This is a genomic window from Saccharothrix algeriensis, assembly GCF_016907655.1.
Classification (GTDB): Bacteria; Actinomycetota; Actinomycetes; order Mycobacteriales; family Pseudonocardiaceae; genus Actinosynnema; species Actinosynnema algeriense.
On the sequence record NZ_JAFBCL010000001.1, the window covers coordinates 1,116,169 to 1,138,220 of the forward strand.

Genomic DNA, 22,052 nt, shown 5'->3' on the forward strand with positions numbered 1-22,052 from the left:
AAGGGCATCGCGGTCACGCGTTGAGGACGGCCCACATCAGCGTGCCGTCGGACCACGTCGTCGACCACCCGCAGCGGTTGGCGCCCATCGCCGCGTAGCGCAGGTCGAGCGGGTCGCAGGGCACGAGGGCGTCCTCGCTCGCGCCGACCACGAGCCGGCCGCGCCACCACTCGAACACCACGGTCGGGCGGATGCCGCGGGCCGCCAGGCCCACCAGCCCGTCGGCGATGTCGGCCGCCTCGTCGGAGATCCCGGTCAGCTTCCACACCCGGCACGTCTGCTCCGCCAGCAGGCGCGCGAAGCCGCAACTGCCCCGCAGCGGCAGCGGCGCCCGCACCACCCAGCGCGTCGGGGGCGCGCCCACCGCGGCCAGCGCGTCCTGCACGGTCGCGTAGCTGGGCAGCGACCAGTCCACCGGGTGCGGGGGCGCGGCCAGCAGGATCGGCACGCCCGGCCAGTCCGCCACCTGCGTCCACACCCCGTGGAACACCGAGGCCGCCGTGTCCCGGTCGACGGTCAGGTCGCTCAGGTCCACCACGACGGCCGTCGGCTGGGCCAGCACGGTCTTCAGCAGCACATCGCGCATCCGGGTGTAGGTCGACGGCACGAGCGCTCCGAGCGGTGACAGGACCGCGACGCCGTCCTCCCCCGACAGCTCTACGCGGAGTAATCCTTCACGCATCAGGAGTCCCGTTGATATCGGCGTGTTGACCGGATTCTGGCCGGCTCCCTACCCTGGGTGACCACCTTTGCGCAGTCCGTCGAGATGAGGGCTCTTTGAACGACCTGGCACAGGGCGCCCGCACCAGGGCCGGGCTCGTCGCGGCGAGCATCGAGCTGTTCGACCGGGACGGGTACGAGGGCACCTCGCTCGACGCCGTGTGCCGCGCCATCTCGGTCACCAAAGGCGCGCTGTACCGCCACTTCCCCTCCAAGCAAGCCCTGGCGGTGGCCGTCGTGGAGGAGCACTTCCGGCGCTGGCACGAGGTGCGCGCCGAGGTGGAGGGCTCCGGCGCGGGGCCGTTGCAGACGCTGATCGACCTGACGCACCGGATGGGCGCCCTCACCCGCACCGACCGCACCGTCCGGGTCGGCGTCCGGCTGCTGTTCACCAGCGAGCTGTTCGAACTGCTGGCGGGCGTGCACTTCGTCAGCCTGGTGGCCATGGTGCGGGACCTGCTCGGCCAGGCGGTCGCGGCGGGCGAGGTCCGGCCCGGCCTGGACACGCGCGAGGAGGCCGACGGGATCGCCGCCGCCGTCATCGGCGCGCAGGCGATGAGCGTGATCACCGACCGGGGCGACCCGGAGGCCCGGCTGACCACGACGTGGCAGCACCGCCTGGAGCACCTCGTCGCCCCGGAGCACCGGGTGCGCCTGCGCACCTCGGCGCTGGCCCGCTGACCGCCGCGCGCGCGGCACGACCCGACCACCGGGCGGCCGGCCCACGCGCGTCCCCCCGGCACGCGGCCCGCGCCCCTCGGCCCACCAGCAGACCCGCCAGCCAGCACGCTCCGAACTTGCCCGCGATGCCCACCGCGACGCAAGCCTCCGCCAGGGCGAGCCCGGGTGGTGGGACCATCGGTCCGTTCCCCTGATGGGCGCGCAGTGGCGGAAACCCGCGCACCGGACGCCCCGACGCCGCCTACCCTGCGCGCATCACCACCCGATCGGCTCCCGCCGGACGGGGGAAGCAGCCATCCGCCGCCTCGTGGAGGGGCGCGCCCGACGGGACGCGCTCCCACCGCTTGCACCGGACCGCCGATGACCGACCGCACGAGGCGCGGACATCCCTGCGAGGTCGTCGGTGCCGGCTTGCGCGGCACGGTCGACAGGCATCGGGTGCGGCGCACGGCGACGCGTTGGCGGAGCGGGTCGCCGAGTCGGTGCGGCGGGGCCGGACACTCGATGCGCCGGTACCGTTCGCCGGCCTGGTGTCGCCGGGCTTCGGCGTCCATTCCGCCGGGCACCGCGGAGGCCGTGGAGCGGCACTTCGACTCTGCACGGCCCCCTGGCGCTCACAACCCGCCGCTTTCGCTTGCAGCACTTGGCACTCCCCGCGCCGCCCGGCGCCTTCGCGCTCTCCCGCACGGCTTTCCCGTCCGACGAGGACTCCTCCGGAGCGCGTCCCGGCGCTCCTGCTGTGGACGGCGATCACGCGGGTCCCGGTCGGTTGTCGCCGGTGCGCGCAGCAGGCGGCCCGCCCACCGTCGACCATATCCCGGAGGAGGCCCGGCCATTCGGTGGCTTGCCCCGACGGCACGGGCAGCGCGAAGCTGCTGTGGTCCGCGAAGAACCGGCCGGGCGGGGCGAACAAGTGGACGAACTGGAAAGACTCGACGACCTCCGCGCCCGTCACGGGCCGATCTTCCGGCGCGGACCGGGCGTGCTCTACGTGGGCGAGCCGGCCGCGGCGAAAGCCGTCCTCGCCAACACCGGATCCCGCTACCGGGAGCACTCGGACTTCTTCCGGACCGGCAGGGGCACTTTCGGGCCGCGTTCGGCGCAGCAGGAGGTCGGCCGGGCGGCGCGGAACCTGCTGGGCGAGCACTGGACCGCCCGGTCGGACCGGCTGGCGGCGACCGTCGAGCGGGTGATCGGGCCGGAGAGCCGCTGGCCGGACGCGGGGAACCTGTTGTTCCACCAGTGCTTCCGCGACGTGCTGACGCCGGAGGGCGAGCTGCGCGGACTCGTCGACCAGGTGGTCCGGCACGCGGTGTCGGCCGGCGCGCGGGACCGGCGGTCGGTGCTGTCGCGGGCCGTGCTGCGGAGCAGGGTCCGCCGCGCGCTGGTCGCCGAGCTGTCCCGCCGGCGCGCCCGGCCCGCGCGGTCGCCGGCCGACCTGCTCGACGTCCTCGCCGCCGCCGCGCCGGGCGCCTCCTCGCGCACGGCGCAGGCGCAGCTGGCGGAGGTGTTCCTGTCCTTCCTGTTCGCGGTCACGGGCTCGACGGGGTTCCTGCTGGGCTGGTCGGTCTACCTGCTGGGCGCCAACCCCGCGGCGGGCGGCGACCTGACCGGCGTGGTGCGCGAGGCGTTGCGGCTCCGGCCGGTGGCCTGGAACTTCGGCCGCTCCCCCGCCGAGCCCCACCGGTTGGCCGGGTTCGAGGTCACGACGTCCGACGAGGTGGTGGTGTGCAGCTACCTCGTGCACCGGGACAGCCGCTTCTGGCCCGACCCCGACGAGTTCCTCCCGCAGCGGTGGTCGGCCGGCGCGCCGCGGGGCGACGCGGAGGCGTTCATCCCGTTCGGCTGGGGCGCGCACACCTGCGTGGCGGCGGGTTTCGCCGTGCGGCTGGTCGAGGACGTCCTGCGGCTGCTGCCGCCGGCCCGGCGGTGGCGGGTCGAGGCCCACCGGCGCCGGCCGCACGTCGCGGCTGCCCTCGCACCGCCGGAGTTCACCCTGCGCACGAACAGTGCCCCCACGGGTCGAGGGAGGTGAACATGGCCAAGATCATCCACGCCGCGCTCGTGGCGCTCAACATCCGCAAGAGCGATGCCGAGTACCGCTGGTACGTGTACCACCACATCTGATCGGTGCGGGTGGGGGGCGTGGCCACGCGCTCCCCACCCACCGGGAGGCACGTGATGACCGGTCGCGAGGACCCCGACCTGCTGGCGAACCTGCGCGCCCCCAACGCCGAGCACGGCGGGGTGTTCCGGCACGGCGACGGGCGGCTGATGGTGTTCGACGCCGACGCGGCGAGCCGGGCCAACGCCGAGAACTTCGCCGACCTGACGCTGCCCGACCGGTTCGTCGACCGGATCCGGGGCCGCCGCAGCCCGGCCGTGTCGTGGCGGCAGGTGCGTTCGCTGTGGCTGTCCCGGCTGCGGGTGTACGGCGAGGAGAGCCGGCTGCGCGCGCTGGCCGACCGCATGGCCGCGGTCCTGGACGGCCGCCTCGACCGGCACGTGGACCTCGCGTGGCTGTCGCACGAGGTGATGTTCCGCTCCCTGCTCCCCGTGGTGGTCGACGGGCTGTCCACTTCGGACCGGGCTTGGCTCGAGCGCGACGCGATCGCGAAGCTGACCCGGCTGGACGCGAGACCGGGCGGGCGGACCCGCCGGCAGGAGTGGCAGGCCGTCGTCGCCCAGCTGCACACCGGCCGGGTCGTGCGCAAGGAGATCCGCCGCCGGGCGCGCGGCGGGCGCGCCCGCGACGACCTCACCCAGCCCGTCGTGGACCGGTTGCTGCCCTCCCTCGGCCCGGACCGCGCGCTGGAGGCGGTGACGACGGTCCTGACCGCGATCGCCGGGCCACCCGGTGCGGTCGCCGGCTGCCTGATGTACGAACTGGCGAAACGCCCCGAGTGGGCGGCCACCCTGGCGGAGGAGTTCGCGACCGGCTCCGCCGAGCAGCTGTACCGGACGGGCACCCGGTCCGCGCCGACCGCGCACCGGTTCGTGAAAGAGGTCCTGCGGATGTGGTCGGCGCCGCTGCTGATGACCCGCAGCGCGCGGGTCCCCCTGACGGTCCGCGGCCACCGGCTCGCGGTGGGCCGGCACTACCTGGTGAGCCCTTACCTGGTCAACCACGACGAGCGGCACTGGTCCGACCCGGAGGTGTTCGACCCGCACCGGTGGTCGGACGAGGCGGCCCGCCGCCCGCCCGGCGGGCACTACTACGTGCCGTTCGGGTGGGCGCCCACCACCTGCGTCGGCGCCGGGCTGGGGAGCGCCCAGCTGGTGCTGCTGGCCCACCTGCTGTGCACCCGGTACCGGTTGGAGCTGCGCGCGCCCGACGACGCCCGGGTGGCCCTGGGGGCCGTGCCGCGGCCCCTGGACTTCGACGGGTGGGTCCGCCGCCGCGACCCCTCCGGGGCCGGCGCCCCGTAGCGCGGGCCGACCACGCGGCCCGGCGTCAGGCGCGCACCCCCTCGTACTCCGACCGCACCACGTCCAACAACGACCGCACCCCCTCCCCGAACACCGCGCTCTCGCGCAGCTGCCGGAAACTCCTCAAGTGGCCGCGCACGTCGTCCGGGTCGGTCATCACCACGTTGCCCGCCAGCAGGTCGCACACCACCATCGCCTCGTCGAACACCGCGAAGCCCGCCTCCGGCAGCTCGACCCCCAGGTGCCAGCGGATCACGCCCACCTCGACGTTGGACCGCAGGCTGACCTGCCGCAGCCGCTCCCAGTGCGCGGGCGAGGACCGCATCGCGCCCTCGGCCAGCACCACCACCAGCCGCTGGTCCGGGTGCGTCTCGCGGAGCAGCCGCGCGGGCACCCCGCAGGGCGCGAACGCCCGCACGGTCCGCGCGGCGGCCTCCGCCCGCGAGACCGCCACCTGCCGGCGCGCCACGCCCCGGTGCAGCACCGCCCTGCGGTGCTCCGCGTCGCGCACCACCTTCTCCGCCAGCAGGAGCAGCCGGCTGCGCACCTCGGGCGGCACCTCGTAGACGTCGGCCAGCCGCTCCACGTCCGCGACCTTGGGCAGCAGCCGCCCGGTCTCCACCTTGGAGACCTTGGACTGGCTGATGCCCGCCCGCTGCCCCGCCGCCGCCCCGGTCAGCCCGGACGCCAGGCGGGCCTGCAGCAGCTCCACCGACAGTTCCTCGCGCCTGGCCCGCGCGTCGGCCACCGCCATCATCGTCGTCACCGGCCGGTGGCCCCGCCTGCGCAGCCGGACGCCCTCGGCCACCAGGGCGCTGCGCACCGTCCCGTACGAGCGGCCGGTCGCGGCGGCCAGGGAGCGGATCGTCTCGCCCTGCGCGTACCCCCTGGCGACGAACGCCTTGAAGCTCATCGCCCCCGCCTCCCCGCTCACCGCGCGCACGTCGGCCTCCCCGGGCCCTCGTCGCGCCGCGCGGGCGAGGCCGCGATGCCCTCGTGGGCGCGCCACGCGGTGTCGCAGACCTCGCAGGTCGGCCAGCACCAGTGGACGTAGGACCGGGTGGCCGGGACGGTGAAGGTCAACCCGCACAGCGTCTCGGCCGCGTCGCGCGGCGCGACGCCTGTGCGGATGGCGTGCCGGCGGCCGTCGTGCGGCATCCAGCGGAAAGCGCGGGTCATCGGGTCCTCCCCTGCCTGAACGGGCGGACCAACCGTAAAGGCTGCACGTGCAGGTTGGGCAGTACACCATCGTGTGAAGGACGATCCACCCGCCTTCCGGCACACTGATCGGCACCGCGGAGCAGACGAGGAAAGCCGAGGTGGCCATGGCCGGCAGCGGGGCGAGCCCGACGGTCTACAAGCGACAGCTGGGGCAGGCGCTCACGTCGATGCGCGAGAAGGTGGGCAAGACGCAGGACCACGCGGCCGAGGTGCTGGAGTGCTCGCCGGCGAAGATCCGGCGCATCGAGGTCGGCGACGTGGCGATCCGGGCCGCCGAGCTGTCGGTGCTGCTGGACTTCTACGGCGCGCCGCGGCAGGCCCGCAAGCCTATCGAGGAGCTGGCGCGGGCGGCCCGCAAGCGCCGCGCGCCCACCCCCTACGGCACGGTGCTGCCCGGCTTCTTCCGCCGGTTCTTCCACCTGGAGCAGATCGCGACGGAAGTCCTGCGCTACCACGCCGAGCTGGTGCCGGGCCCGCTCCAGACGCCGGAGTACGCCCGCGCCGTGATCGAGGCCAACCCGTTCCACCAGGAGGAGCACGTCGACCGGCTGGTCGAGGCGCGCCAGGCCCGCCAGGCGCACCTGGTCGAGAGCGGCCGGCGCCTGCACCTGGTGCTGCACGAGGCCGCGGTCCGCACGGTCGTGGGCGGTCCGGCCGTGCAGCGGGCCCAGCTGCTCCACCTGCGCGAGCTGGCCGGGCTCCAGCACGTCACGGTGCAGGTGGTGCCGTTCTCCGCCGGGGCGCACGCCCTGTCCAACTACCCGTTCGTCCTGCTGCGCTTCCCCGACGGCCCGCGGCCCATCGTCTACCTGGAGGGCCTGACCTCGGCCGGCCCCGTGGAGGACCCGGCGCACGTCGCCCAGTACGACACGGCCTTCCAGCACCTGCTGACCGCCGCGCTGTCCCCGGCCAGGACCTCGACCCTGCTGGCCGCGGCGGCGGCCGAGCTGCGGCCGCGCCGAGGGGGCGCGGGCTCATGACCCCGGACACCCCCACCCGGTGGCGCAAGTCCAGCCACAGCGGCGGCAACGGCGCGGACTGCGTGGAGCTGGCGCGCACCGGCGCCGGGCTGCTGGTGCGCGACTCGAAGAACCCCGCCGGCGCGGTGCTCGCCTTCGACCGCGCGCGGTTCGCCGGTTTCCTGGCGGCGCTCAGGGGCGCGTGACCGGCCCGCCCCCGGCGAGCGCCCGGGGGCGCGTCAGCGGCTCGCCCGCCACTGGTCCACCACGTGCTCGACGTCGAACGGCATCAGGTTCAGCGGCGGCCCGGACATCGGCTTGCGGATCGCGTCGACGATCCTGGCGTTGATCTCGCCCAGGACGCGCCGCACCTCCTCCTCCGACCCGGCCCGCGCGGCGGCCTCGCGCGCGGCGGCGGCCTCCTTGCGCAGCAGGAGGGTCGGCGGCAGCACCGAGCCCTCCTCCCGGCGCACCTTCTCCTTGACCCACCACAGCTCGTCGTGCGGCCCGGACAGCCCGCCCAGCGGCTTCCCCGCGCCCGGCAGGCCCTCGAACTCGCCCCGGTCCCGGGCTTCGCGGATCTGCCGGTCGACCCACGACTCGAAGCTCGTCCCGGCGGGTTTGCGCTCGGTCATGCCCATCACCCCTGGTCCCAGGCTACCGCTCGGCGCGGGCCAGCCGGGACGCCCGCGCCAGCAGGTACCGCCGCTCCGGGGTGCTGGTGGTGCGGGCGGCGGCGGCGCGGTAGTGCTCGACCGCCCGGTCGGCGTCGCCGGCCCGCTCGTGCAGGTGCGCCCGGACGGCGGCCACGCGGTGGTGGCCGGGCAGCCGCGGCTCCACCCGGTCGACCAGCTCCAGGCCGGCGGCCGGCCCGTGCACCATCGCGACGGCGACGGCCCGGTTCAGCGACACCACCGGGTTGTCCGTCATGCGCTCCAGCAACCCGTACATGGCCAGGATCTGCGGCCAGTCGGTGTCCTCCGCGCGCAGGGCGTCGTCGTGCAGGGCCGCGATGGACGCCTGCACCTGGTACTCCCCGACCGCGCCGCGCGCGACGGCGGCCAGGAGCAGGTCGACGCCCTCGGTGATCAGCGCCCCGTCCCACAGCGCGCGGTCCTGCTCCGCCAGCGGGACCAGCTCGCCGTCGGGCCCCGTCCGGGCGGCGCGGCGGGCGTCGGTCAGCAGCATCAGCGCCAGCAGCCCGGCGACCTCGCCGTCGGCGGGCAGCCGCGCGTGCACGGCGCGGGCCAGGCGGATCGCCTCGCCGGACAGCTCGGTGCGGTGCAGCTCGCCGCCGACGCTGCTGGTGTAGCCCTCGTTGAAGATCAGGTACAGCACGTGCAGCACGGACCGCAGCCGCCCGGCCCACTCGTCCGGGCCGGGCGCGGCGAACGCGGAGCCGGCCTTCTTCACGGTCTGCTTCGCGCGGCTGATCCGCTGCGCCATCGTCGCCTCCGGCACCAGGAAGGCGTTCGCGACCTCGGCCGTGGTCAGGCCGCCGACGGCGCGCAGGGTCAGCGCGATCGCCGACGCGGGCGTCAGCGCGGAGTGGCAGCACAGGAACAGCAGGAGCAGCGTGTCGTCCCGCGCGGGCACCTCGCCGGGCGGCGGTTCGAGCGCGACCGCGTCCTCGCGCCGGCGCCGGGCGGCCTCGCTGCGCAGCAGGTCGGTCGCCTTCCGCACGGCGACCTGGACCAACCAGCCGCGCGGGTTGGCCGGCACGCCGTCCCGCGGCCAGTGCACGGCCGCCGCCAGCAACGCCTCCTGCACGGCGTCCTCGCCCAGCGCGAAGTCGCCGAACCGGCGCACGACCACCCCGAGGACCTGCGGCGCGAGGTCGCGCAGCAGGCCCTCGACCGGGCCGCTCACAGGTCGGTGGCGGCGGGCGCGCCCATCACCTCGCGGACCTCGATCCGCTGGCCCAGCGGCACCCCGCCCGGACCCGGCGCGGCGGAGGCCGCGGCGGCGATCTCCAGCGCGCGGTCGAGCGTGGTGTCGACCAGCCAGTAGCCTGCGAGCAGCTCCTTGGACTCGGGGAACGGCCCGTCGGTCACGACCGGCGCGCCCTGCCCGGTGGACACGACGCTCTTGGCCAGCTCCGGGCCGGACAGTCCCTGCGCGTCGACCAGCTCGCCGTTGTCGGTCAGCTCCCTGCCCAGCTCGTGCTGGAAGTCGATGTGGGCCTTGACGTCCTCCGGCGCCCACTGCTCCATCGGGACGTCGCAGTTCGCGGTGGCGCCGTAGTTCATCAGCAGCAGGAACTTGGCCATGTCGGGCTCCTCGTCTCGTTCGCGCCCATCTTGGCGCTCCACCTGTAGGACGGCGCCCGGCCGGCGCTCTCTACATCGCCGTTCGTGACCTGCGACACACCTGTTTCGTTTCAGCCGGCCGTCCTCGGGTACGGCAGTGCCATGCGGATCGCCGTGGTGGGTCAGATCGCCCGCGACCTGGTGCTGGTCGTGCCGGAGGTGCCCGACGCCTCGGGCACCGCCCCGGTGCTCGAACGGCGCGAGGTGCTCGGCGGGAAGGGCGCCAACATCGCCGTCGGCGCGGTCCAGCTGGGCGCCTCGGCCACCGTGGTCGGCGTGGTCGGCGACGACGAGGTGGGCCGGGGGCTGGTCGACCGGCTCCGGGCGGACGGCGTCGACACGTCCGCCGTCGCGCGGCGCGGTCGCAGCGCGCTGATCGTGGACGTGGTCTGCGACGGGAGGTGGCGCTACCTCCAGGACCTGCCGGACAGCTCCCTGGTGCGCCCGGAGGACGTCCGGACGCCCGCGGTGGCCGACGCGGACGCCGTCGTGGTGCAGCTCCAGCAGCCCGCCGACGCCGCGCTCGCCGCCGTCCGCCACGCGAGCGGGCTGGTCGTGCTGGACGGCGTGGCCGGCGACGAGCAGCTGGCCGGGGCCGACGTCCTGCGCGCGGACCACCGGGAGGGCGAGCAGCTGACCGGGCGGCGGATCTCCTCGGCCGACGACGCCGTGGCGGCGGGGCGGGACCTGCTGGCGCGCGGGCCGTCGGTGGTGGCGCTGGAGGTCGGGGGCGAGGCGAACGTCCTGGTGTGGTCCTCCGGCGAGGCCGTGGTGCCGCTGACCGACGAGGACGTCGTGGACACCACCGGCGGCGGTGACGCGTTCGTCGCCGCGCTGACCGTGGCGCTCGCGCGCGGGGACCATCCGCACGACGCGGGCCGCCTCGCGGTGGCCGCCGCCGGCCGTGCCGTCGGGCACGCGGGCGGGCGGTCCGACCTGACCGGGCTGCGCGCGTGACGGGGTCGGCCCGCGCGGGGAGCACCGGCCGCCGGCGGGGCGGGGCCGGCGCCCGCCACCCGCGGGGCGGGCGTGACCGGGCCGGGAGCGCGGCGCCGGTGGACCCCTCGCGACCCGCCCGACACGGGCTCGGACCCTGATGGACTAACGGGTCGCCGTTCCGTAGCCTGACCGCGATCCGAGCGGGGGGTGACCCGCTCGGGCACCGGTTTCCGAGGAGGACCGCGCGGCCGTGGCGTCGTACCCCGTTCAGCGCACCGCCCGCACGGCCGTCGCGGTCGCCGCCGCCCTCGTGCTGGTCTGCGGGTCGGTCGCGCCCCGGGCCGCCGCCGACCCGGCTCCCCCGAACGCCTCCGAGGCGTTGCAGAGGTACGGCGAGCTGGCCACCCAGGCCGAGGCGCTCAACGAGGAGCACCTGCGCGCCCAGGACGAGCTGACCAAGGCGCAGGACGAGCTGGACCGGGCCAACCGCGACCTCGGCGACGCCGAGCGGGCCCAGGAGCAGCTGCGCGGCCGGGTCGACCTGCTCACCGAGGCCGCGTTCGAGGGCGCCCGGTTCAACCAGCTCTCGGCGCTGCTGGTCAGCGAGTCCCAGCAGGACTTCCTCAACCGGATGTCCGCGCTGGGCGTTCTCGCCGGCGAGAACGCCCAGGCGGTGGCCGACCTGGGCGCCGCCGTGGACGAGGCCGACGACGCGGCCCGCCGCGCCACCGAGGCCGCCGGGAGCGCCACCAGGGCGATCGAGGAGATCGGGCAGCGCAAGGCGGCGCTGGACCAGCAGATCACCGAGGCGCGCGACGCCTACCGGGCGCTGCCGAAGTCCGACCGGGACGCGCTCGCCGACGAGGGCTACACCGGGCACGTGCCGGTGCCGCCGGGCCAGGTGGGCCGGGCGCTGGCGTTCGCCCTGTCGCAGCGGGGCAAGCCCTACGTCTTCGGGTCCAACGGCCCCGACACGTGGGACTGCTCCAGCCTCATGCAGGCCGCCTACCGCGACGCCGGGATCGGCATCCCCCGCACCACCTACGGGCAGGCGACCATCGGCCGGGCCGTGTCGCTCGACGAGGTGAAGCCCGGCGACCTGGTCATCTACTACGCCGGGCAGACCCACGTGTCGATGGCGATCGACGGCATCCGCGCCGTGCACGCGTCGACCGAGGGCGTGCCGGTGAAGATCCAGGACATCGAGTCCATCGGGCCGATCAGCACGATCCGGCGGGTAGTCGGCTGACCCGGTGGGTATACCCGCGTCACCCCGACGTGAGGAGAACCCGCGATGACCGATGTCGTCGACCTGATCATGGCGGACCACCGCGAGGTGGAGCGGCTGTTCGACGAGCTGAAGCACCACCCGGAGAAGCGACCGCTGCTCGTCCCGGTGCTCTCGGCCGTGCTCACCGCGCACAGCCGCGCCGAGGAGGACTCGGTCTACCCGGTGGCGCGCGACGAGGCGGACGAGGCGGACGAGGTCGCGCACAGCCAGGAGGAGCACGTCGAGGCCGAGGAGCTGCTCGCGCGGCTCGTGGCGACCGACCCCGCCTCGGCCCGGTTCGACGAGGTGCTGGAGAAGCTGGTCGAGGGCGTGCTGCACCACGTGGAGGAAGAGGAGTCCAAGGTGCTGCCCGGGATGCGGGCGCAGCTGGGCGACGAGCGCCGCGCCGAGCTGGGCCGCGCCTTCGCCGAGAGCCGTGCCCGGCACATGGGCGACCTGCCGGGCCGGGCTTCCCGCGACGAGCTGCTGGCGCAGGCGAGGAACGCCGGGGTCCCCGGCGCGTCGGGCATGAGCAAGCAGCAGCTGAAGCAGCAGCTCCGGTCGTCGTGAGGCGGCGTCGGCCCGGACCGGCCCGACCGCCGGCCCGGGCCGACCCGTGCGGCGGTCGCCCGGTGGTGATCACCCGCCGCGGTCCGCGGCCGATCACCGGTCCGCTCGTTACCATTCCGGCCGGTGGAATTCTGCGGATGGCGGTGTGCGTGTGCGCTGGAGTGCCGGAGCGGTCGCGCGGATGCTCGGCGTCTCGCCCGTCACGCTGCGCACCTGGGACCGCCGCTACGGGCTCGGGCCGAGCAACCGCGAGGAGGGCAGGCACCGCCGCTACAGCGAGGACGACGTGGCCCGGCTGCGGCGGATGCTGGAGCTGACCGGCCGGGGCGCTTCGCCCGCCTCGGCCGCGGCCGTCGTCCTGGGCGAGGCGCCGCCGCCGCGGGCGAGGTCCGGCGGCGGGCCGCGGGCGCTCGCCGTGGAGCCGGAGGAGGCGCGCGGGTTCGCCCGCGCCGCGGCCCGGCTCGACCAACCGCTGATGGGCTCGCTCGCCGCGTCGCTGATCGCCCGGGACGGCGTGGTGCGGGCGTGGCAGGACGTGCTGATGCCGTTCCTGGTGGCGCTGGGCGAGCGGATCCGGGCGCAGGGGTCCGGGGTGGAGGTCGAGCACTGCGCCACCGCCGCGATCGTCGGCGCGCTGCGGACGGGGGGACCGCCGGTGTCGGGGCGGCTGCCCGCCCTGCTGGCGTGCGCGCCGGAGGAGCAGCACAGCCTGCCGCTGGACGTGCTGGCCGCGGCGCTCGCCGAGCGTGACCTCGCCGCGCGGAACCTCGGGGCGCGGGTGCCGGCGCGGGCGCTGCTCGACGCGGTGAGCCTGCTCGCACCCGCGGTGGTCGTGCTGTGGGCGCACGCGCCCGGGTACGCGGCCCTGGCGCCGGTGGCCGACCTGGTCGGACGGGGTCAGGCCGTGGTGCTGGGCGGGCCGGGGTGGGAGCCCGTCCCGGCCGGCGCGCGGTGGGCGGCGTCGTTGCCCGAAGCGGTCGACCTCGTGCTCGAGTTGAACCGTTTTTGAATCGAATTTAGGCTGTGCAGGGTCGGCCCGACCACAGGACGTGATCCCATGCCCGAGTTGTCCCGCCTGCCCGAGCCGGTCACCGCTTCCTGGGACTGGCAGCTGAGAGGTCTGTGCCGCGGCATGGACAGCGCCCTGTTCTTCCACACCCCCAACGAGCGCGGCTCGGCCCGCGAGCAGCGCGAGGCGCGCGCCAAGGCGGTCTGCGCGCGCTGCCCGGTGGTGACCGAGTGCCGCAACCACGCGCTGACCGTCGAGGAGACCTACGGCATCTGGGGCGGGCTCGGCGAGAGCGAGCTGCGCAGGCTGATCTCCCTCAACCACAAGCGCACCTGAGCCGAGTGCCCGGCGGCCGGGCGGTCAGCTCGCCGGCGCCGCGCTCCTGGGCCGCCACCGGGTGTAGCCCGCCCGCTCGGCCTCGGCGGCGGAGCGGAAGGTGACGTCGCCCTTCATGCGCTTGAAGTACGGCGAGTCCGGGGTGTGGAAGATCATCGACTTGGGGCTGCCCTTGACCTGGGGCTCGGGGCGCGCGGAACGGGTGGGGGTCGCGTCGGGCCGCCCGGCGCGGACGGTGCGCGCGGCAGGCCGCGGCGCGCTCGCCCGGCCGGCGGCCGACCGGGTCGGGTTCGAGCGGGCGGCGTCGGGCCGCTCGACACCTTCCTGGGCGGCGCCCGGCGCTTCGGAGCCCGACATCCCGGCGGCCGGCTCCGTGGCGGTCGGCTCCGGGGCGGGCGGCTCTGCGGCGGTCGGCTCCGTGGCGGGCGGCTCCGGGGCGGTCGACTTCGCGGCGGGCGGCTCCGGGGCGCGTCGCTCGATCTCCCGCGGTGCCACCCGCTCGGCGAGGACCACGGCGGTCGCGGGGATGGCCGGGCGCGGGACCGGGTCGGCGAGCTCGGCGCGCAGGCCGCGGATGGTGGCCCGCAGGGGCAGCCACGTGAGCGCGGCCCCCGCGGCGAACGCCACCCCGCACAGGACGAACATCTGGGTGAACAACCAGAACACTGCCACTCCTAGCTCATCAGGACGTCTGCCGGCAGGCGGCCGGGTTCGAACCCCTCCGGCCCGGGGTGGGGGGCGCCGCCCCGCCGCGACGCGGGGAGCGACTCGACCCCGGACCCCGCGCGGACGGCCGCGCACGCGCGAAAACCCCTGATCCCGCAAGGAGGGCGGGCACGACGAGGGCGCCCACGAGCCAAGCGCGCCACGCCGGGGATCTCAGCACCGGGCGTTCGTACCGGAAGTGCCGTGCCGGATGCCACCGGCACCGCCCGTCCGCGCCGAACCACCCTCGGCATTTCACCCGTCCAAGTGACCTGAGAACGGCCGCCCCCACGTGATCACGACCCGGTCGGACGGGGTAGTCTGTGATCTCCGGCGGGCGGGGTGGCCACCCCGTCCGGGCACGGCGAAGCCCCGCTCCGGCGCGGCGGAGCCGACCGGGCGCCGGCACGCCGATCGGCCTCGCGGCAGCACGACCGGAACGGCAGCGCGACCGGGTGGTGGAGTTGCGGCGTGATCAGGGCGGTAGCGTGATCAAGGCGGCGGCGTGATCAGGGCGGCGCAGACCTGACCGGGCGCGTGCGACCGGGGCCGCGGGGCCTGCCGCGACCGGTTCCGGGGCGGTACCGGGCACCTCGCGCCGGGTTCTCGGGGCAGCGCTGAACGCGCGGTCTCGACCGTGCGGTCGGATCGCTTCCCGGAGCCCACCTCGCCGGGTCGGGCCGGTCGTCCCACGAGCGGGCGGGCTTCGCGCTCGGGCACGTGATCGCGTGGCGGGCCATGACCGCCTCGCACCGAGGGCGGCCCTCGGGCTCCGCGCGGCGGGCGCCGCCGGGACCCCCGGCTCACTCAGGCGGCACGAGCCACCACCCCCGTCCGGCAACCGCAGCGGCTGCACACCGGGTGCGACCGCGCCGGCGTGATCTCGGCCAGCAGCTTGCGCGAGTCCTCGAACGTCGGCGCCCGCAGACCGGGGACCAGGAGGGCGTCCAGCGCCTCCTGCCACCGCCGGGCGCGGGCGCGGGAGCGCTCCACCGGGTCGCGCAGGCGGGCCCGGACCCGCTCCCGCGACTGCTCCTGGGCCAGCCGCCCGGCCTCGCCCAGCGGCCGGCGCGGCCGGGGCTGGGTGAGCCGGGCGTTGCGGCGGTTGACCCGCCACCACTGGCCGAGGGTCATGCCGGCGACCGGGGGGCGCGCTCGCCGCGCGCCCCCCTGCCACCACGACCGGAGCCGCGCGCGGAGGAAGTCGTGCGCAACCTGGTCGCGGTTCCTGGGGCTGCCCTGCCTGCTCCCGTCCGGCTTGCTGTCCACGGCCACCAGCAGGGCGTCGACGCTCCACCCCGCGCCGAACCAGGGCTCGACGACCGCGCGGACGCCCGCGCGGTCGGCGTCGACCCAGTTCGCCCGCAGGCACAGCGCCTCGACGGCCGTGTCGATCTCGACGTCGGTCTCGGGGATGACACGGCCGGGCCACTGCCGGGGATCGAGTTGTACGCGCATCCCTAGCTCCCTTCCGAACTCGTACCGAACACCTGTTCGACATAGTGCCAGGTGGGTACGACAATTCCAGGAACTCCGCTTTGACTTATATAAGCCGGGTCTTAAAATCGCTGGTCGTGAACGTGTTCGACGTTCTCGGCGATACGGTGCGCCGCCGAGTCCTGGAGCTGCTGGCCGACGGCGAGCGGACCTCCGGCGACCTCACGGCGGTGATCCGGCGCGAGTTCGGGATCTCCCAGCCGGCCGTGTCCCAGCACCTGCGGGTGCTCCGGGAGAACGGCCTCGCCACCGTCCGCCCCGAGGGCGTCCGCCGGGTCTACGCCGTGGACCGGCGGGGGCTGCGCGAGGCCGACGAGTGGCTGGCGCGGTTCCGGGTCGGGCCCCCGGACCGGTGAGCGCCCCGGCCCGGGTTTCGGCCGCGGGGAAAGCGGCAATCCTGCGCCCCATGAACGACACCCTGTGGGACGAGTTCCACCGCGTAGTGAACATGACCTCGAACGAGCTGGAGGACTGGCTGCGCACCCGCTCGACGGACGAGGAGACCGAGGAGCTGCCCGACCAGGCGGGCACCCCCACCGGCCAGGAGGTGCTGCGGGTGCTGCGCAAACGCAGGACCGACCTGACCACCGAGGACGTGCGGGTGATGCAGAAGGTGGTGGACCGGGTGCACGCGCAGCGCCGCGAGGACCTGGAGCCGACGGCGGGCGAGGCCCACTGGCGGCACCGCCTGATGTCCATCGGCCACGACCCGCTGAAGCCCGCCTGACCCCGAGCGCCCCGCCCGCACCGCCCGGCCCCGACGCGGCCGGGCGCTTTCGCGCGTCCGCGGGCCGGACGGGCGCCGGTCCGACCGGTTCCGGGGCCGGAGCCTGCTCCTCAGTGCCCTGTTCGCCGGGGCCGGCTCCTCAGGAGCGCACGGCCGGCCCCGCGTCGACCCGGTCGGCGTCGGACAGCCGGACGCCGGAGGCGGGCACCAAGCCGAACTGCACGACCTGCCGCCGGGCCAGCAGCTCGGTCAGCCAGTCCACCGCCACCCGCAGCCGGTTGCCCGGCATCGCCAGCAGGTGGTAGCCGCGCGCCACGACCTTCGCGGGCCACCCCGTCAGCGGCACGTGCAGCGGGTCGGCCACCGCCTGCCCGCCGCCCAGGTCCACCACGAACCCCAGGTCGCGGTGCCGGTAGGGCCGGCACTCGCCGTAGCCGAGGGACGCCGCCACGTTGCGCCCGGCGAGCCTGCCCTGCCGCTCCGCATGCTGGGCGGTCATCGGCGTGGGCTTGCCGCCGTTGTAGACGTCCGGCACGGCCGCCACGTCGCCCGCAGCGAACACGTGCGGGTGACCGGGCACGGAGAGGTCCTGGCCCACCACCAGCCTGCCCTTCTCCGTCGGCAGGTCCACCGACGACACCAGCGGGTCCGGCCGCACGCCCACGCACCACACCACGGTCCGGGTCGGGATCTCCGTGCCGTCGGTGAGCTTCACGCAGGTCCCGGTGACCTCGGACACGCTGGTCTCCAGCCGCACGTCCACGCCGCGCTCGCGCAGCACCCGCTCGGCCGGGCCGGACAGCCGCTCGTCCAGGCCCGGCAGCACGCGCGGCGCGAGGTCCACCAGCACCCAGCGCAGCGGCGGCAGGGCCGACCGGCCGCGCCGCGCGGCCTTGGTCAGCTGCATTCCCTGCGCGACCAGCTCGGTGCCGGTGTAGCCCGCGCCGACCACGACGAACGTGGTCCGCGCCGCCCGCTCGGCCGGGTCGTCGGCCTGCTCGGCCAGCTCGACCTGGCGCAGCACGTGGTCGCGCAGGAACACCGCCTCGGCCACCGACTTGAACCCGAACGCGTGCTCGGCCACGCCCGGCAGGGACATCAACCGGGTCACGCTGCCGGAGGTGAGCACGATCCGGTCCCACTCGACCACCTGGGTGCGGCCTTCCACGTCGACCGCCGTGCACGTGCGCTCACCGAGGTCCACGCTGGTGGCATGTGCCTGCACGAGCCGGGTCCGGGGCAGCTTGGGTCGCAGCGGCACCGCGACCCGGCGCGGGTCCAGCGTCCCGCCGGCCACCTCCGGCAGCAGCGGCACGTACAGCATGTAGTCCGTGGGGTTGACCGCGACCAGGTCCGCCGCGTCCGGCGGGAGCGCGCGCTCCAGCCCGCGCAGGCAGTGGTACCCCGCGAATCCCGTGCCGACGACCAGCACGCGTGGCTTGCCCATGGTGCGACCACCTCCAGGCCGACCGGGTACCCCGCGACGCGAACGGGTAGACACGCACCATGAAACTCGGGCTGCCGGACGGGATCACCGCCTGTCTCTTCGACCTCGACGGGGTGCTGACCAGCACCGCCGTCCTGCACCGCCGCGCGTGGCGGCGGACGTTCGACGACTACCTGCTGCCCCGCGGCCTGCCGCCGTTCACCGAGGCCGACTACCTCAACCACGTGGACGGCCGGCCGCGGTACGACGGGGTGCGGGCGTTCCTGGCGTCGCGGGGCATCACGGTGCCCGAGGGCACGCCGGGCGACCCGCCGGAGCTGGACACCGTGCACGGCATCGGCAACCGCAAGAACGCGCTGATCGACACGATCATCCGGGAGGAGGGCGTGACGCCCTACCCCGGCACGGTGCGGTACCTGGAGGCCGCGCGGGAGCTGTTCAAGATCGGCGTCGTGACGTCGTCGGCGAACGCCACGCGGGTGCTGGACGCGGCGCGCCTGCTGCCGTACGTGCAGGCGCAGGTGGACGGTCTGGTGATCGTCCGGGACGGGTTGCGCGGCAAGCCCGCGCCCGACTCGTTCCTGGCGGGCGCGCGCCTGCTGGGCGTGGAACCCGCGCGGGCCGCGGTGTTCGAGGACGCGCTCTCCGGTGTCGCGGCGGGTCGCGCGGGCGGTTTCGGGTACGTGGTGGGCGTGGACCGGGCGGGGCAGGCGGAGGCGTTGCGGGGCAACGGGGCGGACGTGGTGGTCGAGGACTTGGCGGAGCTGCTGTGACCGGTTACGACATCGCACCGTGGTCGCTGCCGTGGCGCGGCCTCTCGGTGCCCGAGCTGCGCCGCACCGAGTCGACGTTCGCGCTGTCGAACGGGCACATCGGGATGCGGGGGACGCTGGACGAGGGCGAGCCGCGCGGGCTGCCCGGCACCTACCTCAACGGCTTCTACGAGGAGCACTCGCTGCCCTACGGCGAAGCCGGGTACGGCTACCCGGAGGCGGGGCAGACGGTCGTCAACGTCACCGACGGCAAGGTGATCCGCCTGCTGGTGGAGGACGAGCCGCTGGACATGCGCTACGGCCACGCCCTGGAGCACGACCGCGAGCTGGACTTCCGGTCGGGGACGCTGCGGCGGCGCACGCTGTGGGAGTCCCCCACCGGCCGGCGGGTCACCGTGCGCAGCGAGCGGCTGGTGTCGTTCACGCAGCGCGCGGTCGCCGCGATCCACTACGTGGTGGAGCCCGAGGACAAGCTGCAACTGGTCGTGCAGTCCGACCTGCTGGCCAACGAGCCGGTCGAGCACCGCGCCGGCGACCCGCGCGTGGCGGCGGCGCTGGACTCGCCGCTGGTGTCCGACTTCGCGTGGGCGGAGGGCTCGCGGGCGGTGCTCGCGCACCACACGCGGCACTCCGAACTGCGGATGGCCGCCGGGATGGACCACGAGCTGGTCGCCGGCGAGGGCGTGCGCACGGGCATCCACGCCGAGGGCGACCTGGCCCGGTTCACCGTCGCGGTGGACGTGCCGGCGGGCGGCGCGCTGCGGCTGACCAAGTACCTGGGCTACGGGTGGTCGGCGCAGCGGTCGGTGCCGGCGCTGCGGGCCCAGGTCGACGCGGCGCTGGCGGGCGCGCGGCAGACCGGCTGGGAGGGGCTGCTGGCCGAGCAGCGGGCGTTCCTGGACGACTTCTGGGAGGCCGCCGACATCGAGGTCGACGGCGACGAGGAGCTGCAGCAGGCGCTGCGGTTCGGGCTGTTCCACATCCTCCAGGCCGGGGCGCGCGGTGAGACGCGGGCCATCGCGGGCAAGGGGCTCACCGGGCCCGGGTACGACGGGCACGCGTTCTGGGACACGGAGATGTTCGTGCTCCCGGTGCTGACCTACACGGTGCCGGACGCGGCGCGCGACGCCCTGCGCTGGCGTCACTCCACCGTGGACAAGGCACGGGAGCGCGCGGAGGTCCTGGGGCAGCGCGGTACCGCGTTCCCGTGGCGTTCCATCAACGGCGCGGAGTGCTCCGCGTACTGGCCGGCGGGCACGGCCGCGTTCCACGTCTCCGGCGACGTCGCGCACGCCGTCGCCCAGTACCTCGCGGCGACCGGGGACGAGGAGTTCGACCGGGAGTGCGGCACGGAACTGCTCGTGCAGACCGCCCGGCTGTGGATGTCGTTGGGGCACAACGACCCTCACGACGGGTTCCGCATCGACGGGGTCACCGGTCCCGACGAGTACTCGGCGATCGTGGACAACAACGTCTACACCAACCTGATCGCGCAGAAGAACCTGCGGTCGGCGGCCGACGGCTGCGAGCGCAACCCCGGGGTGGCCGAGGGCCTGGATGTCTCCGAGGAGGAGGTGTCGGCGTGGCGGGCCGCCGCGGACCGGATGCGCATCCCGTTCGACACCATGCTGGGCGTGCACGAGCAGGCCGAGGGCTTCACCGCGCACGCCGAGTGGGACTTCGAGGGCACCGCGGCCGACGAGTACCCGTTGCTGCTCAACAAGCCGTACTTCGACCTGTACCGCAAGCAGGTGGTGAAGCAGGCGGACCTGGTGCTGGCCATGCACGTGCGGGGTGACGCGTTCAGCGACGAGGAGAAGGCCGCGAACTTCGCCTACTACGAGGCGCGGACCGTGCGGGACTCCTCGCTGTCGGCCGGCACGCAGTCGGTGCTGGCGGCCGAGGTGGGGCACCTGCAACTGGCGTACGACTACCTGGCGGAGGCCGCGTTCACCGACCTGCACGACCTGCACCACAACGTCCACAACGGACTGCACATGGCGTCCCTGGCCGGCGCGTGGATCGGCCTGGTGGCCGGGTTCGGCGGGATGCGCGACCACAGCGGGCTGACCTTCGCGCCCCGGCTGGCGCCGGGCCTGGACCGGATGGCGTTCCGGATGTCGTTCCGCGGCACCAGGTTCTCGGTCGAGGTGACGCGGGACGAGGCCACCTACCGGATCGTGTCCGGCGGGCCGCTGCGCACCGCGCACCACGGCGAGCCGATCGTGGTCGAGCCGGACTCCCCGGTGACCCTGCCCATCCCGGACCCGCCGACGCCACCGGAGGTGCGCCAGCCCGCGGGGCGCGCCCCGGTGCGGCGCATCCCGCCGGGCAGCTGAGCGCGCCGGGTCGGTCGGGCGGTCCTCGCGATCGCCCGGCCGACCCGGGGTGGCGCTTTCGGCCCTCGAACGACGCCTCCCGGCCCCGCCGCGGTCTCAGCCCTCGTGCGGGCGCAGCGCGGACGGCTTGTGGACCGCGTCCTTCCCGCTCTTGGCGCTGCGCACCCGGTACTGCGGGTCGTCCTCGGACGCCCGCACGGTCCGGCCGGCCGCCTCGGTGTCCGAGGTGATCTCCTCCTCGACCTCGCCGTGCGTCGTGCTGCCGTGCGAGGACCACTCGACCTCGTCACCCTTGTGGAACTTCTCGCCCATGACCGCTCCTCCGCCGCGAATCCCCCTCGTCCGTAGTCCCCGGTTCCGGAATACCCCGGAACGGCTCAAGCCAACGGAGGCGGGCACGGCCGACGACCGCCACAGGCGCGAGGTGGCCGGCTGCGTGAAGCGGCGCCTCGCCCAACGGGCGGAGAAAAACGTCCGCGACACGCCCTGACGGCACTCCCCCGACGAACCGGGGGTACGACCGGATCGAGCGACGCCGGTGCCCGGCCGGGCCTCCTGGGGGGAGTGGAGTCCCGGCCGGGTCTTCTCAGGCGGCCTTGGGGGGCGGTGGCCACCTACGCCATCATCGTGCGCGCGGTCGCGGCCGTTACGCCGTGACCAAGCGTTCGCGGTGCGTCGACAGGATCGTATTTCGGCGAAGTCCGGAACGGATCGAGCGGACCATCCACTGTGGCCCGCGACGCGCGCCAGGGGGACCGCCCTGCGGTGCGGACCGCCCTCCGGGAGCGAGGCCGGCCCGCACGGGGTCGGGGCCTCCGGGCGGACCAGAGGCATCCCTGGCCGGTGGCGAGCAGCCGTACCGGGGAGTGGAACCCGATTCCGCACAACTGCGGCCCTGAGCTGCTCGGACTTCACCCACAAAGGTGAGATGTGCGGCGGCGGGCCCCGGGGCCGGACAGTATCCCGAAATGTGAGTTCAACACCGATCTACGACGAGCTGGCGGCCACCTACCTCGCCGACACCGACCTCGGCCGGCCGGCGAGCCCGGAGCCCGGCGCCGCGGCCGAACCCCCGCCGGCCGAGCCCCGGTCGCGCGAGCGGACCAACGCCTGATCTTGAC

The 22,052-nt window shown here is 75.1% G+C and carries 26 protein-coding genes; 16 read left to right on the plus strand and 10 right to left on the minus strand.

The window, feature by feature from the left end:
* Nucleotides 1-13: 13 nt before the first annotated feature.
* A complete protein-coding gene (locus JOE68_RS04650; protein ID WP_204841100.1) occupies nt 14-682 on the minus strand; it encodes a hypothetical protein in 669 nt (222 codons plus the stop codon).
* 95 nt (nt 683-777) lie between these two features.
* On the opposite strand from JOE68_RS04650, the gene JOE68_RS04655 reads away from it, so the two are divergent.
* The 4 genes from JOE68_RS04655 to JOE68_RS04665 all read left to right on the plus strand — a co-directional run bounded on the left by JOE68_RS04655 (nt 778) and on the right by JOE68_RS04665 (nt 4,830).
* On the plus strand, nt 778-1,401 hold the full coding sequence (locus JOE68_RS04655) for a TetR family transcriptional regulator (protein WP_204841101.1): 624 nt from the start codon (nt 778-780) through the stop codon (nt 1,399-1,401).
* 913 nt (nt 1,402-2,314) lie between these two features.
* On the plus strand, nt 2,315-3,436 hold the full coding sequence (locus JOE68_RS04660; RefSeq protein WP_204841102.1) for a cytochrome P450: 1,122 nt from the start codon (nt 2,315-2,317) through the stop codon (nt 3,434-3,436).
* Nucleotides 3,437-3,438: 2 nt separating this feature from the next.
* Entirely contained in the window at nt 3,439-3,528 is a 90-nt protein-coding gene (locus tag JOE68_RS32520) for a hyalucidin A family RiPP precursor (RefSeq protein ID WP_459178536.1), read from the plus strand.
* Nucleotides 3,529-3,582: 54 nt separating this feature from the next.
* The gene (locus JOE68_RS04665; protein ID WP_204841103.1) at nt 3,583-4,830 is read left to right on the plus strand and encodes a cytochrome P450; all 1,248 of its coding nucleotides are present in this window, start codon (nt 3,583-3,585) and stop codon (nt 4,828-4,830) included.
* Nucleotides 4,831-4,855: 25 nt separating this feature from the next.
* On the opposite strand, the gene JOE68_RS04670 is transcribed toward JOE68_RS04665, so the two are convergent.
* Complete coding sequence (locus tag JOE68_RS04670; protein WP_204841104.1) at nt 4,856-5,773, minus strand: Scr1 family TA system antitoxin-like transcriptional regulator; 918 nt, start codon at nt 5,771-5,773, stop codon at nt 4,856-4,858.
* Nucleotides 5,761-6,009, minus strand: a complete 249-nt coding sequence (locus tag JOE68_RS04675) for an HC3 family zinc finger protein (protein ID WP_204841105.1) — start codon at nt 6,007-6,009, stop codon at nt 5,761-5,763. Before JOE68_RS04675 ends, JOE68_RS04670 begins: the two co-directional genes overlap by 13 nt.
* A gap of 146 nt (nt 6,010-6,155) precedes the next feature.
* Here JOE68_RS04675 and JOE68_RS04680 point away from each other — a divergent pair, with 146 nt between their 5' ends.
* Complete coding sequence (locus tag JOE68_RS04680; RefSeq protein ID WP_239562133.1) at nt 6,156-7,031, plus strand: helix-turn-helix domain-containing protein; 876 nt, start codon at nt 6,156-6,158, stop codon at nt 7,029-7,031.
* A complete protein-coding gene (locus JOE68_RS04685; RefSeq protein ID WP_204841107.1) occupies nt 7,028-7,216 on the plus strand; it encodes a DUF397 domain-containing protein in 189 nt (62 codons plus the stop codon). Before JOE68_RS04680 ends, JOE68_RS04685 begins: the two co-directional genes overlap by 4 nt.
* A gap of 33 nt (nt 7,217-7,249) precedes the next feature.
* Here JOE68_RS04685 and JOE68_RS04690 read toward each other — a convergent pair whose 3' ends face one another.
* Genes JOE68_RS04690 through JOE68_RS04700 form a run of 3 tightly spaced genes read right to left on the minus strand, consistent with a single transcriptional unit; the run spans nt 7,250 to nt 9,280 of the window.
* Nucleotides 7,250-7,645, minus strand: a complete 396-nt coding sequence (locus JOE68_RS04690; RefSeq protein WP_204841108.1) for a DnaJ family domain-containing protein — start codon at nt 7,643-7,645, stop codon at nt 7,250-7,252.
* A gap of 22 nt (nt 7,646-7,667) precedes the next feature.
* Complete coding sequence (locus JOE68_RS04695) at nt 7,668-8,879, minus strand: RNA polymerase sigma factor (RefSeq protein ID WP_204841109.1); 1,212 nt, start codon at nt 8,877-8,879, stop codon at nt 7,668-7,670.
* Nucleotides 8,876-9,280, minus strand: a complete 405-nt coding sequence (locus tag JOE68_RS04700; protein ID WP_204841110.1) for a YciI family protein — start codon at nt 9,278-9,280, stop codon at nt 8,876-8,878. Before JOE68_RS04700 ends, JOE68_RS04695 begins: the two co-directional genes overlap by 4 nt.
* 141 nt (nt 9,281-9,421) lie before the next feature.
* On the opposite strand from JOE68_RS04700, the gene JOE68_RS04705 reads away from it, so the two are divergent.
* The 5 genes from JOE68_RS04705 (at nt 9,422) to JOE68_RS04725 (ending at nt 13,443) form a co-directional block, all read left to right on the plus strand.
* Nucleotides 9,422-10,276 (plus strand): PfkB family carbohydrate kinase, encoded by an 855-nt coding sequence (locus tag JOE68_RS04705; RefSeq protein WP_204841111.1) that lies wholly within the window; start codon nt 9,422-9,424, stop codon nt 10,274-10,276.
* Nucleotides 10,277-10,508: 232 nt separating this feature from the next.
* Nucleotides 10,509-11,507, plus strand: coding sequence for a C40 family peptidase (locus JOE68_RS32140; protein WP_204841112.1), 999 nt, complete (start codon nt 10,509-10,511; stop codon nt 11,505-11,507).
* Between the two features lie 45 nt (nt 11,508-11,552).
* The gene (locus tag JOE68_RS04715; protein WP_204841113.1) at nt 11,553-12,098 is read left to right on the plus strand and encodes a hemerythrin domain-containing protein; all 546 of its coding nucleotides are present in this window, start codon (nt 11,553-11,555) and stop codon (nt 12,096-12,098) included.
* A 151-nt stretch (nt 12,099-12,249) separates the two neighbouring features.
* Nucleotides 12,250-13,107 (plus strand): MerR family transcriptional regulator, encoded by an 858-nt coding sequence (locus JOE68_RS04720; protein WP_204841114.1) that lies wholly within the window; start codon nt 12,250-12,252, stop codon nt 13,105-13,107.
* 48 nt (nt 13,108-13,155) lie between these two features.
* The gene (locus JOE68_RS04725; protein ID WP_204841115.1) at nt 13,156-13,443 is read left to right on the plus strand and encodes a WhiB family transcriptional regulator; all 288 of its coding nucleotides are present in this window, start codon (nt 13,156-13,158) and stop codon (nt 13,441-13,443) included.
* Between the two features lie 24 nt (nt 13,444-13,467).
* Here JOE68_RS04725 and JOE68_RS04730 read toward each other — a convergent pair whose 3' ends face one another.
* On the minus strand, nt 13,468-14,109 hold the full coding sequence (locus tag JOE68_RS04730; RefSeq protein ID WP_204841116.1) for a sunset domain-containing protein: 642 nt from the start codon (nt 14,107-14,109) through the stop codon (nt 13,468-13,470).
* An 846-nt stretch (nt 14,110-14,955) separates the two neighbouring features.
* Nucleotides 14,956-15,606: a hypothetical protein gene (locus tag JOE68_RS04735; RefSeq protein ID WP_204841117.1), complete on the minus strand. Its 651-nt coding sequence runs from the start codon at nt 15,604-15,606 to the stop codon at nt 14,956-14,958.
* A gap of 116 nt (nt 15,607-15,722) precedes the next feature.
* Between JOE68_RS04735 and JOE68_RS04740 the strand changes: the two genes are divergently transcribed.
* Complete coding sequence (locus JOE68_RS04740) at nt 15,723-16,001, plus strand: ArsR/SmtB family transcription factor (protein ID WP_204841118.1); 279 nt, start codon at nt 15,723-15,725, stop codon at nt 15,999-16,001.
* 50 nt (nt 16,002-16,051) lie between these two features.
* Nucleotides 16,052-16,372, plus strand: coding sequence for a DUF3140 domain-containing protein (locus tag JOE68_RS04745; RefSeq protein ID WP_204841119.1), 321 nt, complete (start codon nt 16,052-16,054; stop codon nt 16,370-16,372).
* Nucleotides 16,373-16,511: 139 nt separating this feature from the next.
* Here the strand turns inward: JOE68_RS04745 and JOE68_RS04750 are convergent, their stop codons facing one another.
* On the minus strand, nt 16,512-17,819 hold the full coding sequence (locus tag JOE68_RS04750; RefSeq protein WP_204841120.1) for an NAD(P)/FAD-dependent oxidoreductase: 1,308 nt from the start codon (nt 17,817-17,819) through the stop codon (nt 16,512-16,514).
* 59 nt (nt 17,820-17,878) lie between these two features.
* Here JOE68_RS04750 and JOE68_RS04755 point away from each other — a divergent pair, with 59 nt between their 5' ends.
* Both JOE68_RS04755 and JOE68_RS04760 read left to right on the plus strand, forming a co-directional pair.
* Entirely contained in the window at nt 17,879-18,592 is a 714-nt protein-coding gene (locus tag JOE68_RS04755) for an HAD family hydrolase (RefSeq protein ID WP_204841121.1), read from the plus strand.
* Nucleotides 18,589-20,931 (plus strand): glycoside hydrolase family 65 protein, encoded by a 2,343-nt coding sequence (locus JOE68_RS04760; protein ID WP_204841122.1) that lies wholly within the window; start codon nt 18,589-18,591, stop codon nt 20,929-20,931. The genes JOE68_RS04755 and JOE68_RS04760 overlap by 4 nt, the downstream gene beginning before the upstream one ends.
* A 96-nt stretch (nt 20,932-21,027) precedes the next feature.
* Here the strand turns inward: JOE68_RS04760 and JOE68_RS04765 are convergent, their stop codons facing one another.
* Nucleotides 21,028-21,243, minus strand: coding sequence for a hypervirulence associated TUDOR domain-containing protein (locus JOE68_RS04765; RefSeq protein WP_204841123.1), 216 nt, complete (start codon nt 21,241-21,243; stop codon nt 21,028-21,030).
* A gap of 658 nt (nt 21,244-21,901) precedes the next feature.
* Between JOE68_RS04765 and JOE68_RS04770 the strand changes: the two genes are divergently transcribed.
* Nucleotides 21,902-22,045: a hypothetical protein gene (locus tag JOE68_RS04770; protein ID WP_204841124.1), complete on the plus strand. Its 144-nt coding sequence runs from the start codon at nt 21,902-21,904 to the stop codon at nt 22,043-22,045.
* Nucleotides 22,046-22,052: the final 7 nt, after the last annotated feature.